The organism is Alteromonas sp. MMG017 (assembly GCF_018100795.1).
Classification (GTDB): Bacteria; Pseudomonadota; Gammaproteobacteria; order Enterobacterales; family Alteromonadaceae; genus Alteromonas.
Genome location: NZ_JAGJDY010000004.1, coordinates 363,131 through 388,449 on the forward strand (window position 1 = coordinate 363,131; position 25,319 = coordinate 388,449).

Consider the following 25,319-nt stretch of genomic DNA (forward strand, 5'->3'; position numbering starts at 1 on the left):
CTCATAATGACGGGCGGCAGGTCTTCAAAAATGACTAGCCGCCGTCGCTCATATCATTTAATGCCGTTAATTTTTGTTCAAATTGCTTTTGCCTGCGATGCGCCCAAACATACCACACCGCCATAATACCAGCGGTAATTACCGTTACCAGCACTACCACCCCATACTCCCTTTCTTCAGCAGCCTTAGCCAAGGTAAAGATGGTATTGAACGTAATAACAATGAGAACGGCTATCCAGGCAGAATGTTTGTTAATAAAGGCAATACGTGCGTTGTTTTTAAACTGCTTTTTCAATTGTTGAACATGATCGTTAGTTTGCGCATTACTGCCAAACGCAGCCACTCTTCTAAGCCAAAGCTGATAGCCAAGTAAAGGTAAAATGAAAATAATAAGACCAATATTTAAAAGACGTACCAGTGGGGGGAACTCACTCCAGTAATACAAAAACATCCATGCCATTGGGATAACTGAGAGGCAATCTACCATTATGTAAAGACGCTGCTTTCTTGTTTGGCTTTTAAACGTTTTTTTCACCTCATCCAAATCTACATTCGACACGGGTTGGGCTTGCCATAACGCGCTGAGGTCATTGTCACTATTACTGCCATTATCAGCGCTTTTGTTATTGTCATTCATCAGAGTTTCCTTCCAATACACTTGCTTTAGCACGCTTTAAAATAACCCCTACATGAGATTTGGTTAGGCCGCATATATCAGCAATCTCATCGTAAGATAAGCCTTCTAAGGAAAGGGTAAGTACTTGTCGCGGTTGTACCGCTAGTGCGCGTACTTTAACGAGTAATCGTGTTAGTGATTGTTGCTGGCTGGTGGCCGTTTCAGGGGAGACTTGTGACATTTGCTCAATAACAACGTCATCGTTGTACTCATCGGTATCGACGCGCTTCATCTGATTTGCCACGTGAGTAACGGCGCGGTTATGGGCAATTTTTAGAATATAAGTTTTTACACTGCTATCGCCTTTAAAGCGCACAAGCCCCTGCCACACAGCAATGGCTATTTCTTGTAGCAGTTCCTGCTGTAAGGCATGGTTAGCCTCGTAACTGTTTGCTACACGGCTTAATAGACTACCGTACTGTGCAAACACATCTTCAAATCCTTGCCCCAATCTCTCATCCCCAGTATTTCTTATTATTCACTGCACTGTATTACCGACTATTACGTTAAGAGCCACCCATTTACTTTTCTTACATGCATGTGATGACAGAAATCACCAGTGCTTATTTTGTGTAGTCTAGGGTGAGCGAAAAAAATTACATTTCTTTGTAATTTTTTTTGAAACCTAAAGACTAGTAAGCATGAAGGGTGTTATCGAAACACCACTATTGGGTACAAAATTAGTTACAAAACCGGACGCAAACTTTTACCTTGGAGCACACTATGTCTACCTTAAGCATTTTTTTACTTATTGGCTTTATCACCATCATCGCTCTAGGCGCAAGTTACTTAGATGCTAAATTTCAATGGCGCCTCAACGACTGGATGAGTGGTACGTGTAGCAATCCTTTCATTGCTAGCAAAGCCACACAGCAGCAACAACAACTTATTGAGAAAAAAGATAAGCAAATTGCCGCCTTACTAGAGCGAGTCGAAACACTGGAAGCCATAGTGACTCAGCCGGCGTATGAACTGAATCAAAAAATTAATGCGCTTTAGAAATGCATTTAAAGTATGCCTAGCTAGTTCATACTTAGCTATTTCATACTTAGTTACTTAGGGGTGGGCGTCGCATGAATATGGGCACTTTTCCCATGGCAATGGCGTTGCCCACCAACACCACAACTACGCCAAGTACAGACAGCCAACTCCACGTATAACCTTCAAAAAAGGTGGAGATAACCAGCGCCACAATGGGGTAAACCAGTACCACATAAGCGGCTTTGTCGGCGCCTATTTGCTTCAGCAGCTTCATATAAGAACCAAACGCCAACACCGAACCGAAAAGCGCCAAATAAAGCAGCGAAATATAAAACTCGGGCGCCGTTGGAACAACCAAAGTTTCGTTTGTGACCCACGCGGTAATGTAAAGCATTACCATGGCATAACTCATGGCGTAAAAATTCATTTGAATAACCGGCGTGCCTGAAGTGAGGATCCGCTCTGAAATAACGTTACCAATTGATGCACTGAAAAAAGAAACAAACGCGATAGAAAGACCCGCCGCTAATGCTGCATCCATGGATACTTTGGAGAACTCAGGAACAAACATACACACGATGCCGGCCAGCCCAAACGTAGCACCCACCACCACTTCTAAACGAATAGGCTGCTTTAACCACCACCTGCGAAGCACCACATTAAAATAAATAATGCTGGAGCTCATCAGGGCGAGTAACGCGCTGATAATATGCGCCTGCGCCATATAAAGCAGGGTATAGTTGAGGCAATATAGAAAGAAACCTACTCCAGCCATTTTAATGTGAATGTGTAGCGGTAGCTTAAACGGCAGCCCGCGTACTACGCAAAATAGCCCTAAACACAGCGCCGCTAAGGTATAACGCCACGCAACGGCTAAGGTCTCAGCGGTATGCCCTATCTGATAAGTAATCGCTATCCACGTTGAACCCCAAATAAGCGTACATATGGCAAATAGCACACCATTGTTCATATTTGAGTTTCAACAAAATCAATTAAGTGATTCATCGCAATGTCAAAAAGGCGCTGACGAGATTCATTAGCCATCCACGCCGTATGAGGGGTAACGATAAGGTTGGGTATAGCGCCCTTTAATAAGGGATGATTCGGCCCAGGTGGCTCTTGAGATATAACATCAACCGCCGCGCCGCCTATCTGCCCGCGCTTAAGCGCAGCCACCAGCGCCTCTTCATCAACTAACCCTCCTCTGGCAGTATTAATAAGAAAGCTGGTGGGTTTCATTAACGACAACCGAGCTTCGTTGAAAAGGTGATAATTATCATCAGTGAGTGGGCAATGTAAGCTGACTACATCAGCGCTAGGTAACAATGATTCCAGTGAAGGTCGTGGGTCGCGCTTGTTAGCAATGCGCTCCTCTGTTAAAAACCCGCCAGGCCGCGCGGCAATACTCACCTTCATCCCCATTGCGATAAATAGCGCTTCAACTCGCTTACCCAACTCTCCATGACCAACAATAACCGCATGCTTACCGGCAAGCTCTACAATAGGGTGTTCGGTTAAGCAAAAGTGCGGCGACGCCTCCCATTTCCCTTGTTCAACATCGTTATGATACTGGGGAAAGGCGGTGGCTAAATTAAGCAGCAACATTAAGGTATGTTGGGCAACGCTGTCGGTGCCATAGCCTTCCACATTCTGCACGTAAATATTGTGCGATTGGCAGTAATGAGTATCTACGTTGTTAGTACCTGTGGCCATGACGCCCACATACTTTAGCGCCTTGGCGTGTTGCAGGGCCTCGCTATCTAATACTACCTTGTTGGTAAGCACGATATCGGCATTCGCTATTCTGCCAACCACCTCTTCTGGAAGGGTGTTGTCATAGCAAGTTAGCTCAATATTTACGTTATTGAGCAATGACGTATCGATTGTGTCTGAATTCAGTAAATCTGCACTAAAGGTTTCAGCATCAAGAAAAACCCCCGTTAGCTTTTTATGAGTATGTTTTCCCGTGCTTTTAGTGCCTGCTTGGGCGGCTTGACTATTGGCCACCGGCATTTCCTTGATTGTCTGCCTCGCCGATAGACTCGCAAATAGACTCAAGGGCGGTTTTAATATTAACGGGAATAGGCACTGCTTTATCAGAGAGTCTGTCCACAAATACATGCACAAACTGACCGTGCGCCACGCGGCGTTTAGCCTCACCGGCATAAATCGACAAACCGTAAGTAACCGAACTTCGGCCTAACTTTATCACCCTTAACCCAACGTAAATCGTTTCTGGATAAGCCGCTGGCGCTATATATTGGCACTGGCTACTGACTACGTAAGCGACAGCGCTACTTTCTTGAATATTAAGGCCGCCTTCGTCAATTAAAAAGCGATTTACGGTGGTATCAAAAAAGCTGTAATACATCACATTATTAATGTGACCGTAAGCGTCGTTATCTTGCCAGCGAGTAGCAATTTCAAGGTGATAAGGGTAATCGTTGAGCGATGGTGTAATGTCTGTCATGCGTGGCGTTATCCCAAAAAGTTAAGAGTGTGGAAACTATAGCAATACCAAGTCGTCGCGATGTACAACTACGTCGGTTGTTTCATAACCTAACACATCCGCAATATGCTGCGACTTTTTCCCTTTTATCAGCATTAAGTCTCGCGCGTTATAAAGCGCCAAGCCTTTTGCGACAACTTGGTTGTCATAGCAAATTTCTACCGCCTCTCCTTGGTTAAAGTTACCTTCTATGCTCGTCATGCCTGAAGGTAACAAAGACGCCCCGCGATCCACCAAGGCGACTTTTGCGCCTTCATCGACATGAATACGGCCACAGGTTTTAAGCGTATGCGTTAACCACAACCGGCGGGCTTTTTTAGGCGAGTTACTAGCGTGAAACAAGGTGCCAGGAATAGAACCGTTTAACATGGCATCGAAAGACGCCCCTTTCCTGCCGTTAACAATAATAGTTTGAATACCGCTACTGGTGCACTTATCTGCTGCTTCAATTTTCGTTCGCATCCCGCCTGTACCCACCGAGGTACCCGCACCACCTGCTAGTTTGTAAATCGATTCATCAATATTGTGCACTTCACTGATTAATGTGGCGTCTGGATCTTTACGGGGGTCGGCAGTGTACAACCCATCAATATCGGAACAAATAATAAGAGTATCTGCTTGAGCCACTAGCGCGGTATACGCGCCAAGATTGTCGTTATCACCCACTTTTAGCTCGTTCACCGCCACGGTATCGTTTTCGTTAACGATGGGAAGCGCATCATGATTTAGCAATTCTCTTAAGGTATTTTTGATATTCACATAACGAGTACGATCGCGAAGATCGTCAGCGGTAAGTAAAACCTGCGCACAGGGAAAGTCGAAAAACCGTTGCCAGTTTGCCATCATTTGGGTTTGACCAATGGCCGCCATCGCTTGTTTTTCAGCAATAGACGCATTGTGACGTATTTTCACTTTGCTTCGACCCGCAGCCACGCTGCCCGAGGAAACCAAAATAATTTCTTTGCCAGATTCACGGCTTATCGTGATAAAGCGCGCCAGTGCTAATAAAAATCGGGCGCTACACGCATCGCCATTTGGCGCAATAAGGGCGCTACCTACTTTAATTACGGCACGCTGCCAATTGAGACGGTTCATAAGAAGATGATGCAAGAAAACAGGGGGTTAAGAATACGACACTTCGCTTTTTAAACAAACGTTATGTTACAGTTTTTTGCGTTAAAATAGGGTGAGTTTACGGTCAAAAACTGGGATAAAAGCAAAATGGCTTATATACTAGTTCGCTTATTTTATTATAAAAATAACCGGGAAACTCCATGAATAAGCACCAACGACATCTTTTCTGGCTTGCGCCAGTGTTGTCTATGCTGATTTATCTTCCATTCGCCAACGCAGCAATAAATCAAACAAAAGGCGATTTTGAAGATAAGTTCCGTCAGCTAGATGAATCTCTTCCTACCCCCAATGTATATCGAAATGCAGCGGGTGAGCCAGGTCATCAATACTGGCAACAACAAGTAGACTACAAAATTGACGTTAAGCTGATTGAAGATACACGCCGTATCGAAGCCAGTGAAACCATTACCTACCACAACAATGCACCAGATACGTTGAAGTATTTATGGATCCAATTGGATCAGAATAAATTCCGCGACGATTCTATGTCTGCCCTTACCACCACTTTTGGTGGCATCGGTAATCGTGGGCCAGCAACCCAGTCGGCTAGCGGTGGTAAACCTGCACAGTTGAGCATGGCTGCACTTCGCCGCCAACAGTTTGTTGACGATAACGAATTGGGTTACACCATTTCACGGGTGCAAGACAGCGCAGGTAACGATTTACACCACGTTATCGTCGGTACGCTAATGCGTGTAGATTTAGCGCAACCGCTTCAACCTAAAAATAACGTCACTTTCGATATCGATTTTGCGTTTAATATCGTTGAAGAAGATGCGGTTTCTGCTCGTGCGGGTTACGAACATTTCCCTGATGATGAACGTGAAGGCGGTAACGATATTTTCTTACTAGCCCAATGGTTTCCTCGTCTAGCGGCTTATACCGATTACGAAGCATGGACAAACAAAGAGTTCATTGGCCGTGGTGAGTTCACGTTAGAGTTCGGTAACTACGAAGTAGATATTACGGTGCCAGCTGATCATATCGTTTCTTCTACCGGTAAATTACAAAACGCTGATGACGTGTTGACAAAAACCCAGCGTAATCGTTTGAAAGAAGCTGAAGATGCCGATCGCATTGTATTCGTTGTTACCGCTGAAGAAGCGCTAGAGAACGAAAAAGCAGGCACCAACAAGCAAAAAACATGGCGTTTTAAAGCTGACAACGTGCGTGATTTCGCTTGGGCTTCATCGCGTAAATTTATGTGGGATGCTCGTGGTTACCACCAAGGCGGCGACGTTCAGCCATTAGTCATGGCGATGTCTTTCTATCCGAAAGAGGGTGGTGAGCTTTGGGAGAAGTACTCTACCGAATCTATCATTCATACTATGGATGTTTATAGCCGCTTTAGTTTCGATTACCCGTACCCAGTTGCTCAGTCTGTGAATGGCCCAGTTGGCGGTATGGAATACCCAATGATCACTTTCAATGGTCCACGTACTGAGCTTCGTGACGATGGCTCACGTACTTACTCTTTATCTGAAAAACGCTTCCTTATTGGCGTGGTTATTCATGAAGTGGGTCATATTTACTTCCCAATGACGGTTAACTCTGATGAGCGTCAGTGGACGTGGATGGATGAAGGTTTAAACAGCTTCCTAGACGGTGTTGCAGGACGTGAATGGGATCCTACTATTCCATGGGGCGTTGAGCCACGTGACATTGTTAGTTATATGAAGTCTGAAACCCAAGTACCAATTATGACCCAGTCTGATTCGGTACTTAAATTAGGTCCTAATGCTTACACTAAGCCAGCCGTAGCGTTGAACATTCTTCGTGAAACCATTCTTGGCCGTGATTTGTTCGACTTCGCCTTTAAAGAATACGCACAACGTTGGATGTTTAAACGTCCGACACCTTCTGATTTTTTCCGCACCATGGAAGAAGCTTCTGGTGTTGATTTAGATTGGTTCTGGCGCGGTTGGTTTTACACTACTGACCACGTTGATATCAGCCTAGATAGCGTTTACAAACTTCGTTTGAACACTGAAGATCCTGATATTGATTTCGCCCGTGAGCGTGAAGCCGAACTTGATAAGCCTAAATCACTTACCGACATTCGTAATAAAGAAGAAGGGAAAGAGCTTTGGGTAGACCGTTTCGATGATATCAAAGATTTTTACGACGAAAACGACCGTTACACGGTAACCAATAAAGAACGCAACAAGTACCGTAGTTTCTTAAAGAAACTTGAGCCTTGGGAACGCAAAGCGTTTGAACGCGCGGTTCGTGAAGACAAAAACTACTACGTACTCGACTTTAGCAACAAGGGTGGCTTAGTTATGCCGATCATTCTTGAGCTAGCATTTGAAGACGGCACAACCGAAGAAATGCGTATTCCTGCTGAAATTTGGCGTCGTACACCGAAAGCGGTAAGCAAACTTATTGTTACTGAAAAAGGCAAAGAGCTAGTAAGCGTAACGGTTGACCCACATTGGGAAACGGCTGACGTAGATGTTGAAAACAACCACTATCCGCGTCAAATCATTCCTTCACGTATTGAAGCGTACAAGTCTAAGCCTCGTAACACTTACGAGTATCGCGATCTAATGAACGATGTAAAAACCGAGCTAAAGACCGACGATGACGAAGACGAAGATGACAACTAAGGTTATGCCTTTTCAGTTATCTGCAAAAAACCATAAGCAGGGCCTAACGGCGCTGCTTGTGGCCGTTTTCTTATGTACTGGCTTATTCAGTACTTGGGCTAACGCGCATCAAGTTAAAGCCGCTATTACTACCGTGTTGTTCAACCCTCGAACGCAAAACATTGAGGTCATGCATCGCTTTAACCTGCACGATGCCGAGCACGCTGTAAAAGTACTGTTTGATAAGCACGCCGATATTATGGAAGAAGAGAAAACCCAGCAAGCGTTCGCTGATTACGTAAGCAACCATTTTGCGTTGTTAAACGGTGAGGAAAAATCATTAGATTTAGGTTTAGTAGGTTTTGAGTTAGATGGTAATCACTTTTGGGTGTACCAAGAAACCGCTCAACCGCCAGCGTTAGATGGTTTGATGATTCGTCACGATGCGTTACGTGATTTGTGGCCAACGCAAGTTAATACGTTAAATGTAGAAGGGAATGGGCCTTTAAAAACCCTTACTTTCACCGACAACGTGACCTTGCTAGAAGTGGAGTTTAACGGCGACCATCATTAATGCACTAATCGCATGATGAACCCGTCACTTAATCTTTATTCAACTTTCTGTTACTGATTTAAAGCACTGCTATTTCGCAGTGCTTTTTTGTATCCCCCTGAAGTCTTATTCCCATTTGCGTCAATCTGGCCTAAGTTAACCTAGTACCGTGCTTTTATATCGATCTGTTTGTATCTGTCGTTTTGTATCAAGCGATAAATGTCGATTTTTATAAAAAGGGCACGAAGATGGGCATGCTTTTAACTTACACCATGGGGATTTTCCATGAGCGACAATACCACCACCAATGCGTTTTCCAACAACAAGAATATTATGTGGGTGCTGCTTAGCGGCGCCATGGCGCTTACCTTTATTGTGATGATGTTTTTGCCTAACAGCGGTACGGGTGAGGGCATGATAGCGGTTTACTCTGCCATGCTATGGTGTGGCATCTTTGGCGCAGCGTTATTTCGTTATATGACAAAAAATGGCTGGGTAGGGTTTGCAGTAGGTAGCGTAGTTGGCCTTATACTACAAATGGTAGCTCAGATAGTCTGAGCTTCTATATTGAACGCCTATCTTGAGCATCGGCAATTTGAGTGCTGATAGTGTGAGCACCGGTAGTTTTATCATCAGTAGCCTAGTTACAGCTTTGTAAGAAGCCTGACTTCGGCGCCAGATAACTAAGCAATTTACAAAAAATTAAGAAGTAATCGACCAACGACACTTTGGCGTATAAATAGTATTAACGTTCAGGCCTCACAGACTGAACTTCAAAGGTTGGGCTTCAAACGTTGGGCTTCATAAAAGATTAAAGGCTTTCAAGGTTACTTCATGGCAAAAAATACCGATGAACGAAAAGCGCGAGCAGTACCGTCTTCACGTATTGGGAGAGTAGGGCGCTTAGGTGCTTTGGCAGGTAAAATTGCGGGTAATGTTGTTACCAATGGTGCCAGCCAATGGATAAAAGGCGAACGCCCCGCGCTTAGCGCATTGTTGTTAACACCGAGAAACATTTCCAATATTGCCGATCAACTCGCCACCATGCGTGGTGCCGCCATGAAGCTAGGCCAGCTTATCTCTATGGACACTGGCGACTTTTTACCGCCAGAACTCGCGACTATATTAGCCAGGCTGAGGGAAGATGCCGACCCTATGCCAAAAGCCCAATTAGATGCCACGCTAAACGCCCAATGGGGCGAGAGTTGGCATGATGATTTACTGTATTTTTCTTATGCGCCGGTTGCCGCCGCTTCCATCGGTCAGGTACACAAAGTGATTACTATGGACGGGAAAATGCTGGCAGCAAAGGTACAGTATCCTGGTGTACGTAAAAGTATCAGTAGCGATGTGGATAACGTAGCAACCCTCATTAAACTCACAGGTTTAGTTCCAAGTTCGTTAGATATTGGCCCGCTGTTAGAAGAAGCTAAAGTTCAACTTCATCAAGAGGCCGACTATCACCGGGAAGCCAGTATGCTAACGCGCTACAAAGACGCGGTAGCGCAGCATAATGATACTGAGTTCTCCCACCAATTTGTTATTCCCAGTGTTCATTCACAGTTAACAACCGACTCTGTGCTAACAATGGACTTCATCGAAGCTAGCCCTCTTGATGCGGCGATGAACGCTCCCCAAGAAACTCGCAACAGGTTAATGACATCCTTATTCCAATTATTTTTTAACGAGATATTTGGCTTTAGGCTGCTTCAAAGCGACCCGAACTTAGCCAACTATCGATATAAAGAAGATACTAAGCAATGGGTATTGCTGGATTTCGGGGCCACGCGAGAAGTACCCGATGATATTGCGATGGGCTACCAAGCACTGCTTCAAAGTGCGGCCAGCGGCAATAAACAAGACATGCAACACGCAGCCCTACAGATTGGCTTAATAAACCAAGAACACAGTGATGCACAGCAGGACCTTGTTGTCGCATTAGGAATGGAAGCGTGTGAAGCTATTAGAGAAGACGGCCCCTATGATTTCGGCAATAGTGATCTGTTGCCAAGACTGCATGATAAAGGCGTAGCATTAACCATGCAGCATGATTTTTGGCACACACCGCCAGTTGATGCTCTGTTTATTCATCGCAAGTTAGGGGGGCTTTATATGTTGGCTAAGCGATTATATACACAAGTTAATATGCGCGCCGCAGCAGAGCCTTGGCTAAATCCTTGAGATTAGGCCACTGAGACTAAGCTTCTGAGTATGCTTCTGAGATTAAGAGCCTCGCCTTGGCAGCAGTCCACGTATCATGAGGCAGCTATAACGCTAGCAACATAAATGGCTAATAAGGTAACTGCATGCTAAATGGCAGCGCCATTTGTTCTGCGCTTTTAGGTGGGTTACCAATCATTTCGTCATAGGGGGAGTCGTGTTTCATAACGGCTTGCTGCACGCTGCAGTGAGAAAACACTTCTCGTATTTGGGCGGTACTGAAAAAGCGCATAGGCCGGTCTTGCTTGTCATACACCATGCCGCTTTTGTCTCCTGCGGTTAGGTAGACCAAATAAACGTTCATTTCATACGACTGAACTTCAAGATAATCGATGTTTAAAGGCTTACCTTCAATCTGGGTAAATAGAAACTTGTGCATAACCGCCCCTCAGCGCATGTAAATCAACCGATGAGTATTTTGATAATTTTTATGCCGCTTTTTACGTTGTTGGGGATAAACAGGTTCATTACGATGATACTGGCACTTGAGTGTTGGCGTCCTCTGATGACACGCTTTCAGCCATATTGCTGAGTGTCACACTAGAGCGCACAGCTCTAACGAGCATGATCATACTGACCAAGCACGCGCCACTCAATATCGCCGCAGGAATAATAAGCCCACTCCCTAGCCACATTAGTGGAAATATCAGTAGTCGAGGCCCCTCTAGCGCTAATGCTAACTTTGAGCCCGCTAAAATAAACCCATTTTGGATACTCATTGCTACTATTGTCGCCACCAGTATTAACTGGTGAGTACCACTTAAGGCTTCGATAAAAAGTAATAAGTATACGGTGATACTCAGTAAAACAACGTGCTGCGCCACGCTGTAGTAAGTAACGGGGGCTGCCAATGCCGGGTGAAATTTTTTGAACGAGGACAGTGGTGCTTTTTCGAAGGGAAAGCGTTCGGCTACATCTTTCGGACGCCACCCCGTGCGACCAAACCACACTCGAAGTTTATCTTGCCAACGTGAGGTGTAAAAACTGTCTTTGGCTAGTTGACTATATAGCTGTGCATTCGCCCAAAAAGGATTAAAACTTTTCAGTGCACCGCGAATGCCAAATACCGGTTTGTCACTTTCTAGCTCTGGAATAAAGGTATTGAATAAACGGTCCCATATGATGAACACGCCACCATAATTTTTGTCGATATAAACGCGGTTTTGGGCGTGATGAACACGATGATTCGAAGGCGTAACAAACCATTTTTCCATCCAACCTAATTTATCAATATGCTGAGTATGAACCCAAAATTGATATACCAAGTTAAGCGCACCAACTGTAATTATCATCTCTGGGGCAAAACCCATAAGCGCTAAAGGCAAATAGAAAACCCAGCTGAAAATAGCACCACTGGTTTGTCGTAATGCGGTAGTAAGGTTGTAGTCTTCACTGGAGTGATGCACCACATGGGCAGCCCATAAAATACTCATTTCATGGCCCATACGGTGATTCCAGTAATAGAAAAAATCGTACAATATAAATGCGGCTATCCATACCCAAGGTGAATAACTCAGCTCGGTAAGCGCAAAAGCATTAAACACCAATATGTAAAAAGTAAGCGGTATAAGTTGATGCCCAATTGCCATTATTCGCGATAATACGCCCATGCTTAAACTGGTAATCGCATCGTTCGCACGATAGTGACCTGTTTTTTTCCGTTTATCGACAAGTATTTCAATGGCGATAAGAAGAATGAACAAAGGGATGGCAAAAAGGATAACAGTCATAATATCTACGCTTTTTAAATTCACTTGAATTGTTAATAAAATGTAGTAAATAAGCAAGTTATTTTACATTTCACAGCAAAATTAAAGAATATATAGAACAATGACACCAAAGTTTCCCTTTCTAGCGTTTCTTATCACGGGATACTATCGCTAAGAAATTGCTATAAATTACGATCGAATTGCGAACCAATTACGTTAAAAAGTGTTCTAAATAAGGAAATTACCTTCATCAGAGAACAATTCTCTTGCGTGATATCCAAATATTGGGTGTTATCTCTGATAGTATTATTATTAGATCAGTTATTGCAGCGGAGATATTATGAGCGAATCGTCAGAAAAGCGTACGTTAGGTCCCCATTTTCTTATTATCGGGATAATAATTGTAGTCATCTTGGCTCTTGTGTTTTGGCCTTCGAAAGAAGATGAGCCCGTCGCCCCTGAACCAGAGGTTGTTCAACCAGACGTAGAAGCGCCTGTTGAAGAAGTACCCGACGTTTTTGAAACGAAGCCAGCTCCGCCACCTTTAGAGCTTGAAGAGCCTGATGAAGTCCCGCCAATGCCGGAGCCGGTAGAGCCAGATCCTGAGCCGTTGGATGTGAGCGACCCAGCCATAAAATCATCGCTAGTGGATATTTCTACCGCCACTGATGACAGCGTTAACCGCATGATTGTGAATGAAGGTTTACTGCAGCGTTTTGTGGTCTCGGTTACCAACTTAGCGAATGATGAAATGGCCCCCAACCATCAATTGCTAGCGCCGCCTGAACAAACGTTTCGTGTTTACTCTCAAGCGGGTAAGCAATGGATTGATGCCGCGAGTTATAAGCGTTATACACCTTATGTAAACATGCTTGAGTCTTTTGAAAGTGAAGCTTTGCTTGGTATGTACGATATTTACAAAGGCGACATTCAAGATAAATACGCTGAAATTGGTGACTCGAATAAAAACTTCAATGAAGTTGTACTAGATGCTATCGATCAGTTACTCGATACACCTGAAGTACCAGTACCGGTTGAAGTTTACACCGATTCGGTCACCTATAAATACATCGATCCTCGCTTAGAAAACCTAAACGAGCCGCAAAAGCAGTTGCTTCGTACAGGCCCAGATAATATGCGCCGTATTAAAGCGAAGTTGCGTGAAATTAAAGTGTTGCTTGAAGAAAATGGATCTAACTAGATTTCAACAGCAATTAAAGGGCACGTCTGACAAGGCGCGCCCCCTGCCGCCAGTGGAAAAGTGGAACCCTCCTTTTTGCGGCGATATCAATTTAACTATCGCACTAGATGGCCGTTGGTTTTACGAAGGTAGCCCCATAGGTCGAGCAAGCTTAGTGAAGCTATTTGCTTCCGTGCTTAAAAAAGAAGAGGACAATTACTTTCTGGTTACCCCTGTTGAGAAGGTGGGGATTACCGTAGAAGATGTTCCCTTTTTGGTTACCGAATGGCGTTTTGATAACGATAGCTTGGAGCTTACCACGCAAACTGGCGATGTGGTTTCTCTAACCTCGGCGGAACAACTTAGCTTGCGAAAGCCCCCCGCCGACTTACAAGATACTGACGCTACACCCATTCCCTATGTGTTAGTTAGACGCAACTTGTGGGCGCGTTTGCATCAGAACGTTTATTACCAACTGCTGGAGCACGCGACCGAGCAGCAAAAAGGGGGTGAAACCCAATTTGTGGTTACCTCGAATACGATTCCTTTCGTTATTGGCGCGGTGCCCACCAAATAGTGGTCAAAGGCTTCGGAGTTATGTTTTAGAGTCAGGCTTCGCTGAAATAGCATTGGTAAAATAGCGCAAAGTTTTGCGTTAGCTTTACTGGTGTTCTACATTGGTTCTTCGTCTATTCACACATCATAAGAAGAACCACCATGAAAAAGACACTGACTTCATTCGCTATTTCCTTAGGATTAGCAACGCTAGGCACAGTAGCCCTTTCGGCGCCTGCACTTTCTGCCACCTTAGTGCACGCGGGTAAAGCATTCACCGGTACGTCAGATAAACTCAAAAGCGAAGTGACCATTGTTATCGATGGCAATAAAATTACGTCGGTAGAGTCTGGTTATAAAACCCCTTCAGAATCAGACACAGTTATCGATTTAAAACACGCCACAGTCATGCCTGGTTTAATGGATATGCATGTTCATTTATCTTCACAGCATGGCGGCCCTCAAACCTATTTAGAGCGCTTTTCATTGAATGAAGCTGACTATGCGCTTAAGGCTGCTAACTATGCTGAAATTACACTAGATGCTGGATTTACCACGGTGCGCAATTTAGGGGATGGCTATCATGAAACCGTATCTCTTCGAAATGCGATCAGTAAAGGTTATGCCACTGGCCCGCGTATATTCACGGTTGGAAAATCAATAGCTACCACTGGTGGACATGCCGACCCTAGCAACGGGTTATCTCACTTGCTGCGCCCTGACGTTGGCCCTAAACAAGGCGTGGTTAACGGCGAAGTAGAAGCCCGTGAAGCCGTTCGGTCCCGTTATCAAGACGGTGCAGATTTAATTAAAATTACTGCCACCGGCGGGGTATTAAGCGTAGCGAAAAGCGGTCAGAATCCACAGTTCATGACCGATGAACTAGAAGCTATTGTTCAAACCGCAAAAGATTACGGTATGACAGTAGCGGTTCACGCCCACGGCAAAGAGGGCATGAAACGCGCCATTATCGCGGGTGTAAATTCCATTGAACATGGCACCTATATGGATGATGAAGTGCGCGACTTAATGAAACAAAAAGGGACTTACTATGTGCCAACTATTCTGGCTGGCAAGTTTGTTGCCGACAAAGCTAAAATAGACGGCTACTTTCCTGAGTTAGTACGTCCAAAAGCGGCGGCAATTGGCCCGCTTATTCAAAACACCTTTGAAAAAGCCCATAAAGCAGGCGTAAAAATTGCTTTTGGTACAGACAGCGGGGTTTCTGCACATGGCGACAACGCGCAAGAATTCAGCTTAATGGTTGAAGCGGGTATGTCTGAAGCTGATGCGATTTTAAGCGCCACCGCTAATAGCGCGGCATTGCTGGGTGTTAGCGATACTTTAGGCACTTTAGAAGCTGGAAAACTGGCTGACTTGGTGGCCGTAGTAGGTAACCCGTTAGAAAACATATCGCTATTAGAAAGTGTGTCGTTTGTGATGAAAGACGGCAAAATTTACAAACAATAATGGAAAGGCCTTGAGTATCAGGGCCTCATTAATTTCAGGGTAGTACAAAGCAAAAGATGGCACTGGGTAAAAAGGTAAAGAAGAAAACTAAGCAACTCGTAGACTCCAAACACATGCTTACGGGTATCACGTTTGCGTCTTTTTTAGAGTCGACCATTGTGCCAGTGCCTCTTGAAGCGGTTATGGTACCCTTGATGCAGGCGCGCCGCGATAAGCTATGGTTAATAGCCTTTATGGCAACCTTAGGCTGCGTGGTAGGCGCATTATTCGGCTATGCGATGGGATACTATTTATTCGATTTGCTAGGCCAGTGGGTAATAGATACCTTTTTCAGCCAACAACAATTCGACAATGTTAAACAACAAATGCAAAACCAAGGGTTTTGGTTTGTGATGACATTAGGCATTGCTCCCATTCCCTTTCAGGTGGCAATGCTAGCAGCAGGTGCCACCAAATTCTCCCTTGGCCTTTTTCTACTAGCCACGGTAATTGCTCGCGCCATTCGCTATTTTGGCTTAGCAGCCGTGGTGTATTTTGCCGGAAACAAAGCCGAACGACTTATTAAGAAATATAAATTTGCCGCCATCGCCGTGCTCACCGTATTAGTAATAGGCACATGGTTTACGGTTAATATGTTGAAAGGCTAGCTGTTTTTCAGGCATTACTTAACGCGTACTTGAGTCCCTAATCTGCTTTGTAAATTACACAGATAAATTTTTTCAATTTTACATTTGATAATAATTCTCATTTGCACTAATGTAGTTTTTAGGAGGTGCAAATTATGAATTTACAACGGTTATGCCCAGTCTACAGGAAGTGGTTGCAGCTAAATCCTTCACATGCGCGTGAGCATAGAATCGCTATGCAGGTTCAAACACAGCAAGCTCATCAAGCTGGTAAGTTTAGCGAGGCAAGAAGTCTTGGTTATCAGACGTTCGAAGCCGCTAAGGTCGTGCTTACTGCGCTGCAGCCGGTCAACGATACAATAGACAAATCTATTCACGAAGATGTCTTGGCCTTCGGCACGATGGCCATGTATTTATCTTCATTGCTGCATAAAGAAGATAAAAAGCACGAGGCACATCAAATCTTGCAAGAGTGCCACCAGCAACTTATCGCCATACTTCCTTTACATGCCAGTAAGCCCTCGGTATGTAAGCTTATTTGCGCTATACAGGTTGCACTTGAAAAAGGAAGTGGCGCCATGCCCATTGCGCATCAGCAAACGCTGGCATTGCATTAGCGCAACAGCAATTATCAACCGTAAGATACCCCATTCAAAACGAGGGAAATCAGCATGACAGTAGAACCGTTTCAGGATAACAACGACTTCATATCATTAAACGTAAAAGCGTCGGTGCTTCGAAAAATGTTAAGTGGTCAAAACTTGCATGTGTCCGATATTCATTGCGACTGCTCCCGTAGCAAACAACAACTTCAACAACTACTGTTGCAAGCTGTAAGTGGTAACGACGAGTAGGTAATTGCAGAAAAATAACAATACGTATTGAGCGCTGGCTATAAACTGCTCGGTTAGATTATTGTCGCTTCTATTAGTCATGGTTCGATTCTTGAAAGTCTCACGAGACAATCTTCAATTATACGAACGAGGAGCGCAACGTGCGCGATACTTCAAACTGGCTTTCAGCCATTGCTAGCGCAGGTTACAGCGCCAAAACCATCATGTACTCCATGCTTGGTCTCTTTATCCTTTCCTCGGTAATTACTGCCGCAGACCGTGAAAAAGCAACACAAGAAAACGTGTTTGTCACACTCAAATCCCAGCCATTTGGGCAAGTACTTCTAGGTATTTTAATCGCAGGGTTAGTGAGCTACGCCTTGTGGCGATGGCTTCAAAGTATTTTAAACACTGAATCGCTAGATATGACAAAAGCCAAAGACATTATCATGCGCGTGTTTTTGTTTGTATCGGGTATATTCTATTTTGGTGCTGCATTTTTAGGTGCAAAAGTGCTTATTGGTAGCAACTCTGGCAGTAGTTCAAGTGGTAGCGGTGGTTCCAAAGGGGAACAGGTAAGCCATCAACTTCTGCAGTATCAATGGGGAACCTATTTGGTTGCGGCTATTGGTGCAGGTGTACTTATATTTGCTTTTATGCAGTTCAAACACGCTTACAAAACAGATTTTCTCAAAAAGTTTGAACAAGCAAAGCTAACGGGTCATAAACGAAAAACTACCAAAGTGGTTGGCAGACTAGGCTACTTTTCCCGAGGTGTGGTGTATCTTCTGGTGGGCAGTTTCTTTGTTATATCGGCGATAAAAAATGACCCCTCTGAAGCGGGAGGGCTGCAACAAGCACTACAAACTCTTACCCAGCAAACGTTTGGGCTTTATATGTTAGCTGCCGTGGGAGTGGGGTTTATTATGTTTGGTATTTATTGTGGGTTTGAAGCTAGGTATCGTCGAACCTAGCCGAGGTCTATAAGCCTACAACCCCTTTTTGATCACATACTGATAAGGCATTACATCGGTTTGTGATGCCACCAAGGTGTGCTCCATAAATCGACAAAAGCTCGGTACATCACGTGCCGTTGAGGGGTCATCTGCCGTAACCGACAACGTTTGACCGTCTTCCAACTTGCGTATTTGCAAACGCACCATCATCACGGGTTCTGGGCAACGAAGCCCCAACGCATCTAAATGCGTTGTAGCTTCATCAAAAGCTTGTTGAAATTCAGATGCCATACTTAAATACCATAGGTTTCACGGTACGTATTTATCGCCTTAATTTCACTCGCCATGTTGTCTTGCTCGGTTAAGTAAGTCACTACATCGGCTAACGTAACAATAGCAATCACGGTAGTTCCAAAATCGCGTTCTACTTCTTGAATAGCAGACAGCTTACCTTTACCGCGCTCTTGCCTATCTAGGGCAATAAGCACACCAGATAAGCTCGCTTTGTGCTGCTCTATCAAAGTCATAGACTCACGAATAGCCGTACCTGCTGTAATCACATCATCAACTAACATAATGCGACCTTCCAGCGGACTACCTACTAAATTGCCGCCTTCTCCGTGAGTTTTCGCCTCTTTGCGGTTAAAGCAATAAGGCACATCACGATGATGTCTATCGGCTAAGGCTACCGCAGTCGTTGTAGCAATAGGAATGCCTTTGTAAGCAGGGCCGAACAGTACGTCGAATTCAACCCCAGCATCCACTAATGCATCGGCATAAAAGCGCCCCAACTTTGCTAAGTCGCCGCCAGAGTTAAATAACCCCGCGTTAAAAAAGTATGGGCTTACACGGCCAGACTTTAAGGTGAACTCACCAAATTTAAGTACACCACGTTCAATGGCAAATTCAATAAAACTGCGCTGAAACGCTTTCATGGTAACCCCTTACGCCAGTGCTGCTTTTTGAATGTCGAACAATTCACGCAAGCCATGCTTAGCAATAGTTAGCATTTCATCAAGCTCTTCAAACGCAAACGGTTCGCCTTCTGCAGTACCTTGTACTTCAATAAGCTTGCCTGTTTCTGTCATGACGATATTCATGTCAGTTTCAGCAACTGAATCTTCGGTATACTCAAGGTCAGCGATAGGCGTACCTTTGTAAATACCTACCGACAATGCCGCAATCATGTGCTTCAGTGGGTTCGCTTTCAAAATACCTTTACTGCGCATATACGTTAACGCATCAACCAACGCCACACATGCACCTGTAATAGAGGCAGTACGTGTTCCGCCGTCAGCTTGAATAACATCACAATCAAGCGTAATAGTGTTCTCGCCCAATAGTTTTAAATCTACGGCCGCACGAAGCGAGCGAGCAATAAGACGTTGAATTTCTAGCGTACGGCCACCTTGCTTACCACGTGCAGCTTCACGACCACTACGGGTGTGAGTGGCGCGAGGGAGCATGCTGTATTCCGCCGTGATCCAGCCTTTACCTTGGCCCTTCATGAAACGAGGCACACCTTCTTCAACCGTAGCGTTACACAACACCTTAGTGTTGCCGAACTCCACCAGCACTGAGCCTTCAGCGTGACAAGTGTACTGACGAGTAATAGTAACTGGGCGAATTTGATTGGCGGTTCTGCCGCTTGGACGCATAGAGTTCTCCACGAGATGAATGCTTATAAAAGAAAGAGTTCCGGCAAGTAGCGCACTTAATATTGGGTAAGTGTGCACACAAGCCTGTGTTTGGGGCGTAAGTATAACGCACTAATAGCGGCTGTTAAAAACGAACTTTCGCTCTTTTAACATATCGAATTCTTATCAATGTAGGCTACTATAGTGAATACAAGAAAACCTGCCTTAAGATAATGATGACACAATGCGCGCCAGCGGGTTGTTTTTGCAGGTTTTCATTTGCAATAAGTGCAATAAAAGGACCCTTTATGATTTACAGCATGACCGCATTCGCGCGGGTAGAAACGAAAAAAGACTGGGGCTCGGCCGTATGGGAAATACGCTCCGTTAACCAACGTTTCTTAGAAACCTACTTTCGCTTGCCCGAGCAGTTCCGCTCTTTAGAGCCGGTGCTTCGCGAACGTTTCAGAAAGAAACTAGCGCGCGGAAAAGTAGAGTGCGCTTTACGTTTCACCGCTAACGATGCTGCTGTAACCAAACTTAGCCTTAATGAAGAATTGGCTAAACAAGTACTTAATGCCGCCGACTGGGTACAGGCTCATGGCCAATCTACCGGCGTAAACCCGCTAGACGTATTGCGCTGGCCGGGTGTTATTGCTGCTGAAGAAGCTGACATGGATACTATTCATGGCGACGTTATGGCTGCGTTCGACCAAGCCCTTACCGACTTTATAAGCGCCCGCGCCACCGAAGGCGAAGCGTTAAAAGGCATGATCACTCAGCGCTTAGACGCCATTGAAGTAGAAGCCGAGAAAGTGACCACCCGTATGCCTGAAATTATGGTGTGGCAGCGAGAAAAAGTACAAGCACGCTTCGAAGAAGCCAAAATTGAGCTAGATGCAGGCCGCTTTGAACAAGAAATGATTATGCTAGCGCAAAAAGTCGATGTTGCCGAAGAGCTCGACCGCTTGAATGCTCATGTTATAGAAACCCGCAATATTCTTAAAAAGGGCGGGGCAGTTGGTCGACGTCTCGATTTTATGATGCAGGAATTTAACCGCGAATCGAACACACTAGGGTCAAAATCAATTAATACCGACATCACCCAATCGGCTGTTGAACTTAAGGTGTTGATTGAGCAGATGCGCGAGCAGATCCAGAATATTGAGTAAAGCTCACTAGCGCTTAGTAAATCGAACAATAAACGTAGAAACCTCGCTATACCGCGAGGTTTTTTGCTTTAGCCATAAATGCATATTAAGACTTCCTCCAACCTATAGTTACAAATCAAAAGTGATTATTTGAGCTATATGTCCGTTGCTTTATATTTAACTAACCAGTGAGTAAATCAGTCGTACTCAATAGCAGTAATTTCAATAGGGGCAGTGGATGTTTTCAATTTGTGTAGAGCGCGTTATCGACAAACCGATAGACTTTGTTTTTGCCAAGTTAAGTGATCACGCAAACTATGCACAATTCAAGGGCGTGGAAGCATCTAACCTTATTGTTGAAGGTAAGCTCGAACAAAATGGTCTTGGTGCTGTGCGTGAGATTATTGCGGGTGGGGCCAACTTGCATGAAGAAATAGTTGCTTACGATCCTCCCTATAAGCTCGGCTATAAAGTGGTGAAATCGAAGCCGCTTCCTTACGACCACCAGTTAGGCGAGATTACGTTAAAAGAAATAGATGGTAAAACCCATGCTACATGGCGCTCGGTAGGCCACATCACCATTTTTGTATTAGGTAGTTTATATTTTGACAAACAAATTCAAAAGAATGGAGGTAAAGCCTTCGGCAGTATTCTTAAGCAGATTGGGAATATGCCTAGCTAAACAATAACCTTCGTATTCGCACTAGGGCGAACTTAAGTAGAGAGTACTTCTACAAACTTCGCCCAGAATGTTTATGCAGCACTAATTCAATATTAAGCTTTGCCTTCAATCAAAAAGTGATTACTGATTGTACCGGCCTGGCGCCCTTTTAAATGAGGAAGATAAGCTGGGTCTGACATAAATGCTTTGCCAGCATCGACAGATGGCCATTCAATAATAACCCGTGCCGCTTCTTGATTACCGCTACCTTCTAGAAATTCGTAGTGGGTGCTATTGGCTAAATATACCCCACCGTGTTTCGACACTATGTCACCTACGCTTTCCATATACGCTGGAACCCAACTGTCATTTTTCACGATTACATCCAATACTGAATAAGCTTTCATTTGGCTATTTTCCTATTTGAAAAATACTTGTGCACCACGCTAGGGAGCAAAATATGCAAGCGCTGTTAATAAAGGCTACTGGTAAAAAACGATTAGCAGTATCTTCTACTCATTTAGGCGCTAGTGCTTAATGTTGGCTATAGCATAGCAGTTCACTATAAATTGATAATTAGCCTAATCATTGAATGAGTTTATGGTGAAACAGGATAATCATGGCCATTTTTTTGATTACAGGAACTTCTCGATTACAGATAGCTTCTTGATTACAAGTACTTCTCAAGAAAGTCTTGATGAGAAGGTAGCGCCGATACTTGATTATCTACTTGCTGCTTCAGGCCTGCTAGAAAGCGCTCAAGTTCGGTTTCAGACATTTCATCGGCTACCCGATGATACTGTTGTGGCACCAAGCCTTGCCCCATCATTACTTGTGTCCATGAATCGACTCGGAAGATATCCCCATCATCTAGAAACACTCTTCCGGTTTGTTTGAATAAGTTTATTTTGTGGGTGAGAGAAGGGGGGATGTCCGTATTTTTGCAGTGTTCCCAAAATGGGCTGTCTTCTCGGTTAGTCACCTTATAGTGCATCACAATAAAATCGAGAATGGCTGCCATTTCACTGTCGTACTTATTGTTATATTCATCTACCGTTGATTGGGTTATTCCATCAAATGGAAACAAGCGCATTAAGCGAACAATCCCGGTCATGATCAAGTGAATGCTGGTGGACTCCAATGGTTCGATAAAACCGCTGGCTAATCCTAATGCCACACAGTTTTTATTCCACCCCAAACGACGCTTACCTGGCGTGAATCTTATGGTTCTTGGTTCGTTTAGGGTATCGCCTTCTATAGCACTTAATAAGGTGTCTTTGGCTTCGTCATCGCTCATATAATTGCTACAATAAACTAATCCATTACCCACCCGATTTTGAAGCGGTATTTTCCAGCGCCAGCCCGCAGCATGTGCAACACTTTTTGTATAAGGAACGGGGTCGGAGGTTGGTTCTGTTTGGACTGCTAGAGCACTGTCGCAGGGAAGCCAATGGCTCCAGTTTTCATACCCGGTATGAAGCGCCTTTTCTATCAAAAGCCCCTTAAATCCCGTGCAATCGATAAATAAGTCGCCGGCAATTTCTTTATCATCCGATAACTTTATACTTGTAATACACCCCGTTTGTGAGCATTTACTTACATGCTGAATGTCACCTTCGATATGGGTCACTCCCGCCTTTACTGCCAGCCCTTTTAAAAAGCGACCGTAGGCCACGGCGTCAAAATGATAGGCGAAGTTCATTGGCAAACGTTCGCCATAGGCAAACTTGCTCGCTTTCGCGGCTTTTAATTCGGAGCAGTAATCACCGAAGTCACCACCAAAGCCAAGGGCTTTTGCTCGTAACCAAAAGTGATGAAATTCGCCTGCCCAGCACTCTCGGCCTGTTACGCCAAATGAATGGATGTAACTATGATTTTGCTCTCGCCAGTTTTCAAACTCTATACCCAATTTGAAGGTAGCATTGGTAGCACGCATGAAGGCTTTTTCGTCTATACCGAGGAGCTTGTGGAACGTACGTATAGGGGGAATTGTCGCCTCGCCAACACCAACAATGCCGATATCTTTTGACTCCACCAACGTAATAGAAAGGGATTTGCCGAGTAATTTTGAAAGCGCAGTCGCCGCCATCCAGCCGGCGGTGCCACCACCAGCAATCACGACACGTTTTACTGGACTGGCTTTCGCTCCCGTACCTGAAGTGTTTGAATTATCGGAAACCGATGACATCATGGCGAGGTCCTTCTTTCTTTTCGTTATTAGTGGTTATTTCTTCTTTCTCTACACGCTGAGAGATAGCGGTGAGTAAATCGCGATTAGTTGGTAAGCCAGCCAGTAATTGGCTTTTGCCTTCTTGTAAGCGCTGCTTTAACGCGAACGCCTTACTAACCATGTCACTGTTTTTATCAAGCAGCCTGCTATTAGTGTGGAAACCCATTCCGTATAAGACGTACTGATAACTTGCCGAAGGGAATATTTCTTCGTTTTCAATTAGGTCATAGCGAGAAGGGGGTTGATACTGCCACAAATCCAGTAGCGCATTCAACGAGTCAGGAATGCTTGTTTCGTGTCGCTGTGCTAACCAATATGGCTCTGTTCTTTCGCTTAACGCATAGTGTAGTTTTAAAAAGTCGATAACTCTTTCCCAGCGATAGGTAAAACGCTGATTGTAACGCGTGGCCACGTGACTCATGTGATGTCGGTTCTGCGGAAACTGATCGCACAGCATGCGAATACCTAATTCAACCATCGCAATCGCAGAGGCTTCTAGTGGCTCGATGAATCCTGATGACATACCCATACCAATACAGTTATTCACCCAAAACTGCTTTCGATAGCCTGGGTCAAACTGTAAATGTCTATAGTTGAGGTTCTCTATCTCAGTTTTGGGCAACTGCTTCGCTAAGTGTTCACGCAGTATAGTTTCTGCATCTTCCTCACTCGCATAGTCACTGGCATAGACTAGCCCCACACCACGACGGTGTTGCAACCCAATATCCCACGTCCATCCGCAGGTTTGAGCGGTGGCGATTGTCGTTGAGGCTATGTTATCGGCAGATGCCGACAAGTCACTGCTGACATAAGGCACTTGTACCACGACTGCCCGGTTATTTAGCAGCACAGATGACACAGATTGCCAAGGTACATGGTAATGTTTGTCAATTAGTAGCCCTTGTTGACCACTACAATCAATAAACAAATCACCTTTTATCGTATCGCCGTTTTCTGTTACCAGCGCTTCAATATCGCCACTATCCTGTGCAACCACCTTCGCAATATGCGCTTGCGTGTGCTTTACACCTAGGGAGGTTTTACAATGGTTTGTGAGCAGGGTCGCCAATGCGGTGGCGTCAAAATGATAGCCGTAATTCAGTACGTAAGCATATTCAGGCGTAGTGCTTTGTTTTGGTGCTAGCCCAGCATGACAAATATCGGGCTGTAAGCAGAAACTTTGCTCAAACGATTCATTATGGAAAAAATGTTGCCAGCAACGGTGAATATCTAGCTCAGTATAGCCTGTGGGTGTAGTGAAAGGGTGTTGGTATTTATCATCTTGTTGGCCGTTTCTCCAGCCAGCAAAGGTAGAACCCTGCTTGAAGGATGCGTGACAGCAAGTAAGAAACTCCGCTTCTTTAATGCCTATCTCTTGAAGCGTATCTCGTAATGAGGGCCAAGAACCTTCTCCCACCCCGATACTCGGTATGTTAGGCGACTCCACTAGCGTTATATTAATTGCGCTCTCGTCACTGTTACCGATGCGATGACCCAGCCTAGCGGCCAATACGCCAGCACATAGCCAACCTGCGGTTCCGCCCCCAACAATGACTACCTGCTTAATCGGTTGCTTCGACACTATTTATCCCTTTTTATTCTTTGTAGGGTTTGTTTCTTTATTACTAAGCGTAGTGTTTATATCAGTAT

Annotated in this window: 28 protein-coding genes; 14 read left to right on the forward strand and 14 right to left on the reverse strand. The window is 44.7% G+C overall.

Features of this window, described 5'->3' with window-relative positions; genetic code table 11:
* Positions 1-34: 34 nt before the first annotated feature.
* Positions 35-637, reverse strand: a complete 603-nt coding sequence (locus J8L84_RS08445; protein WP_211070296.1) for a hypothetical protein — start codon at positions 635-637, stop codon at positions 35-37.
* A complete protein-coding gene (locus J8L84_RS08450) occupies positions 630-1,127 on the reverse strand; it encodes a sigma-70 family RNA polymerase sigma factor (protein WP_211070297.1) in 498 nt (165 codons plus the stop codon). The genes J8L84_RS08445 and J8L84_RS08450 overlap by 8 nt, the downstream gene beginning before the upstream one ends.
* Positions 1,128-1,399: 272 nt before the next feature.
* Here J8L84_RS08450 and J8L84_RS08455 point away from each other — a divergent pair, with 272 nt between their 5' ends.
* A complete protein-coding gene (locus tag J8L84_RS08455) occupies positions 1,400-1,675 on the forward strand; it encodes a hypothetical protein (RefSeq protein WP_211070298.1) in 276 nt (91 codons plus the stop codon).
* A gap of 49 nt (positions 1,676-1,724) precedes the next feature.
* On the opposite strand, the gene J8L84_RS08460 is transcribed toward J8L84_RS08455, so the two are convergent.
* The 4 genes from J8L84_RS08460 to proB are packed head-to-tail and all read right to left on the reverse strand — an operon-like array spanning position 1,725 to position 5,261.
* Positions 1,725-2,627, reverse strand: a complete 903-nt coding sequence (locus J8L84_RS08460; protein WP_211070299.1) for an EamA family transporter — start codon at positions 2,625-2,627, stop codon at positions 1,725-1,727.
* A complete protein-coding gene (locus J8L84_RS08465; protein WP_348771825.1) occupies positions 2,624-3,664 on the reverse strand; it encodes a D-2-hydroxyacid dehydrogenase in 1,041 nt (346 codons plus the stop codon). The genes J8L84_RS08460 and J8L84_RS08465 overlap by 4 nt, the downstream gene beginning before the upstream one ends.
* Positions 3,654-4,127, reverse strand: a complete 474-nt coding sequence (locus tag J8L84_RS08470) for a thioesterase family protein (RefSeq protein ID WP_211070301.1) — start codon at positions 4,125-4,127, stop codon at positions 3,654-3,656. Before J8L84_RS08470 ends, J8L84_RS08465 begins: the two co-directional genes overlap by 11 nt.
* A gap of 36 nt (positions 4,128-4,163) precedes the next feature.
* A complete protein-coding gene (gene proB, locus J8L84_RS08475; RefSeq protein ID WP_211070302.1) occupies positions 4,164-5,261 on the reverse strand; it encodes a glutamate 5-kinase in 1,098 nt (365 codons plus the stop codon).
* A 179-nt stretch (positions 5,262-5,440) separates the two neighbouring features.
* Between proB and J8L84_RS08480 the strand changes: the two genes are divergently transcribed.
* The 4 genes from J8L84_RS08480 (at position 5,441) to J8L84_RS08495 (ending at position 10,622) form a co-directional block, all read left to right on the forward strand.
* Positions 5,441-7,909: a M1 family metallopeptidase gene (locus tag J8L84_RS08480; protein WP_211070303.1), complete on the forward strand. Its 2,469-nt coding sequence runs from the start codon at positions 5,441-5,443 to the stop codon at positions 7,907-7,909.
* Positions 7,899-8,462: a DUF6702 family protein gene (locus tag J8L84_RS08485; RefSeq protein ID WP_211070304.1), complete on the forward strand. Its 564-nt coding sequence runs from the start codon at positions 7,899-7,901 to the stop codon at positions 8,460-8,462. The genes J8L84_RS08480 and J8L84_RS08485 overlap by 11 nt, the downstream gene beginning before the upstream one ends.
* Before the next feature lie 264 nt (positions 8,463-8,726).
* A complete protein-coding gene (locus tag J8L84_RS08490; RefSeq protein ID WP_211070305.1) occupies positions 8,727-8,999 on the forward strand; it encodes a hypothetical protein in 273 nt (90 codons plus the stop codon).
* Between the two features lie 276 nt (positions 9,000-9,275).
* Positions 9,276-10,622 (forward strand): AarF/ABC1/UbiB kinase family protein, encoded by a 1,347-nt coding sequence (locus J8L84_RS08495; RefSeq protein WP_211070306.1) that lies wholly within the window; start codon positions 9,276-9,278, stop codon positions 10,620-10,622.
* Between the two features lie 109 nt (positions 10,623-10,731).
* Here J8L84_RS08495 and J8L84_RS08500 read toward each other — a convergent pair whose 3' ends face one another.
* Positions 10,732-11,040 (reverse strand): DUF6482 family protein, encoded by a 309-nt coding sequence (locus tag J8L84_RS08500; RefSeq protein WP_211070307.1) that lies wholly within the window; start codon positions 11,038-11,040, stop codon positions 10,732-10,734.
* Between the two features lie 88 nt (positions 11,041-11,128).
* Positions 11,129-12,391, reverse strand: a complete 1,263-nt coding sequence (locus J8L84_RS08505) for a sterol desaturase family protein (RefSeq protein WP_211070308.1) — start codon at positions 12,389-12,391, stop codon at positions 11,129-11,131.
* Positions 12,392-12,710: 319 nt separating this feature from the next.
* On the opposite strand from J8L84_RS08505, the gene J8L84_RS08510 reads away from it, so the two are divergent.
* From J8L84_RS08510 to J8L84_RS20660, 7 genes are all read left to right on the forward strand, one after another.
* Positions 12,711-13,571, forward strand: coding sequence for a DUF3014 domain-containing protein (locus J8L84_RS08510; protein ID WP_211070309.1), 861 nt, complete (start codon positions 12,711-12,713; stop codon positions 13,569-13,571).
* Positions 13,558-14,127, forward strand: a complete 570-nt coding sequence (locus tag J8L84_RS08515; RefSeq protein ID WP_211070310.1) for a DUF1285 domain-containing protein — start codon at positions 13,558-13,560, stop codon at positions 14,125-14,127. The genes J8L84_RS08510 and J8L84_RS08515 overlap by 14 nt, the downstream gene beginning before the upstream one ends.
* 140 nt (positions 14,128-14,267) lie before the next feature.
* Positions 14,268-15,575, forward strand: coding sequence for an amidohydrolase family protein (locus tag J8L84_RS08520; protein ID WP_211070311.1), 1,308 nt, complete (start codon positions 14,268-14,270; stop codon positions 15,573-15,575).
* Positions 15,576-15,631: 56 nt separating this feature from the next.
* Positions 15,632-16,222, forward strand: coding sequence for a VTT domain-containing protein (locus J8L84_RS08525; RefSeq protein ID WP_211070312.1), 591 nt, complete (start codon positions 15,632-15,634; stop codon positions 16,220-16,222).
* Between the two features lie 215 nt (positions 16,223-16,437).
* Positions 16,438-16,818 carry a hypothetical protein gene (locus J8L84_RS08530; RefSeq protein ID WP_247670646.1) on the forward strand — a complete coding sequence of 127 codons (381 nt, stop codon included), beginning with the start codon at positions 16,438-16,440 and terminating at the stop codon, positions 16,816-16,818.
* Between the two features lie 54 nt (positions 16,819-16,872).
* Positions 16,873-17,055, forward strand: a complete 183-nt coding sequence (locus J8L84_RS08535) for a hypothetical protein (RefSeq protein WP_211070314.1) — start codon at positions 16,873-16,875, stop codon at positions 17,053-17,055.
* Positions 17,056-17,195: 140 nt separating this feature from the next.
* Positions 17,196-18,008 carry a DUF1206 domain-containing protein gene (locus J8L84_RS20660; RefSeq protein ID WP_211070315.1) on the forward strand — a complete coding sequence of 271 codons (813 nt, stop codon included), beginning with the start codon at positions 17,196-17,198 and terminating at the stop codon, positions 18,006-18,008.
* Between the two features lie 15 nt (positions 18,009-18,023).
* Here the strand turns inward: J8L84_RS20660 and tusA are convergent, their stop codons facing one another.
* From tusA to rph, 3 genes are read right to left on the reverse strand one after another with little or no spacing between them, the layout of a single operon-like run.
* Positions 18,024-18,281 carry a sulfurtransferase TusA gene (gene tusA, locus J8L84_RS08545; RefSeq protein ID WP_063456681.1) on the reverse strand — a complete coding sequence of 86 codons (258 nt, stop codon included), beginning with the start codon at positions 18,279-18,281 and terminating at the stop codon, positions 18,024-18,026.
* A 2-nt stretch (positions 18,282-18,283) separates the two neighbouring features.
* Positions 18,284-18,925 carry an orotate phosphoribosyltransferase gene (gene pyrE, locus J8L84_RS08550; RefSeq protein WP_211070316.1) on the reverse strand — a complete coding sequence of 214 codons (642 nt, stop codon included), beginning with the start codon at positions 18,923-18,925 and terminating at the stop codon, positions 18,284-18,286.
* A gap of 9 nt (positions 18,926-18,934) precedes the next feature.
* A complete protein-coding gene (gene rph, locus J8L84_RS08555) occupies positions 18,935-19,648 on the reverse strand; it encodes a ribonuclease PH (RefSeq protein WP_013786776.1) in 714 nt (237 codons plus the stop codon).
* Between the two features lie 287 nt (positions 19,649-19,935).
* Here rph and J8L84_RS08560 point away from each other — a divergent pair, with 287 nt between their 5' ends.
* Both J8L84_RS08560 and J8L84_RS08565 read left to right on the forward strand, forming a co-directional pair.
* The gene (locus tag J8L84_RS08560) at positions 19,936-20,799 is read left to right on the forward strand and encodes a YicC/YloC family endoribonuclease (protein ID WP_211070317.1); all 864 of its coding nucleotides are present in this window, start codon (positions 19,936-19,938) and stop codon (positions 20,797-20,799) included.
* A 217-nt stretch (positions 20,800-21,016) separates the two neighbouring features.
* Positions 21,017-21,460, forward strand: a complete 444-nt coding sequence (locus J8L84_RS08565) for an SRPBCC family protein (protein WP_211070318.1) — start codon at positions 21,017-21,019, stop codon at positions 21,458-21,460.
* 92 nt (positions 21,461-21,552) lie between these two features.
* Here the strand turns inward: J8L84_RS08565 and J8L84_RS08570 are convergent, their stop codons facing one another.
* The 3 genes from J8L84_RS08570 to J8L84_RS08580 form a co-directional block, all read right to left on the reverse strand.
* Positions 21,553-21,846 (reverse strand): DUF1330 domain-containing protein, encoded by a 294-nt coding sequence (locus tag J8L84_RS08570; protein WP_211070319.1) that lies wholly within the window; start codon positions 21,844-21,846, stop codon positions 21,553-21,555.
* 263 nt (positions 21,847-22,109) lie between these two features.
* Positions 22,110-23,630 carry a tryptophan halogenase family protein gene (locus J8L84_RS08575; RefSeq protein WP_211070320.1) on the reverse strand — a complete coding sequence of 507 codons (1,521 nt, stop codon included), beginning with the start codon at positions 23,628-23,630 and terminating at the stop codon, positions 22,110-22,112.
* Entirely contained in the window at positions 23,608-25,251 is a 1,644-nt protein-coding gene (locus tag J8L84_RS08580; protein WP_211070321.1) for a tryptophan halogenase family protein, read from the reverse strand. The genes J8L84_RS08575 and J8L84_RS08580 overlap by 23 nt, the downstream gene beginning before the upstream one ends.
* Positions 25,252-25,319 lie beyond the last annotated feature (68 nt).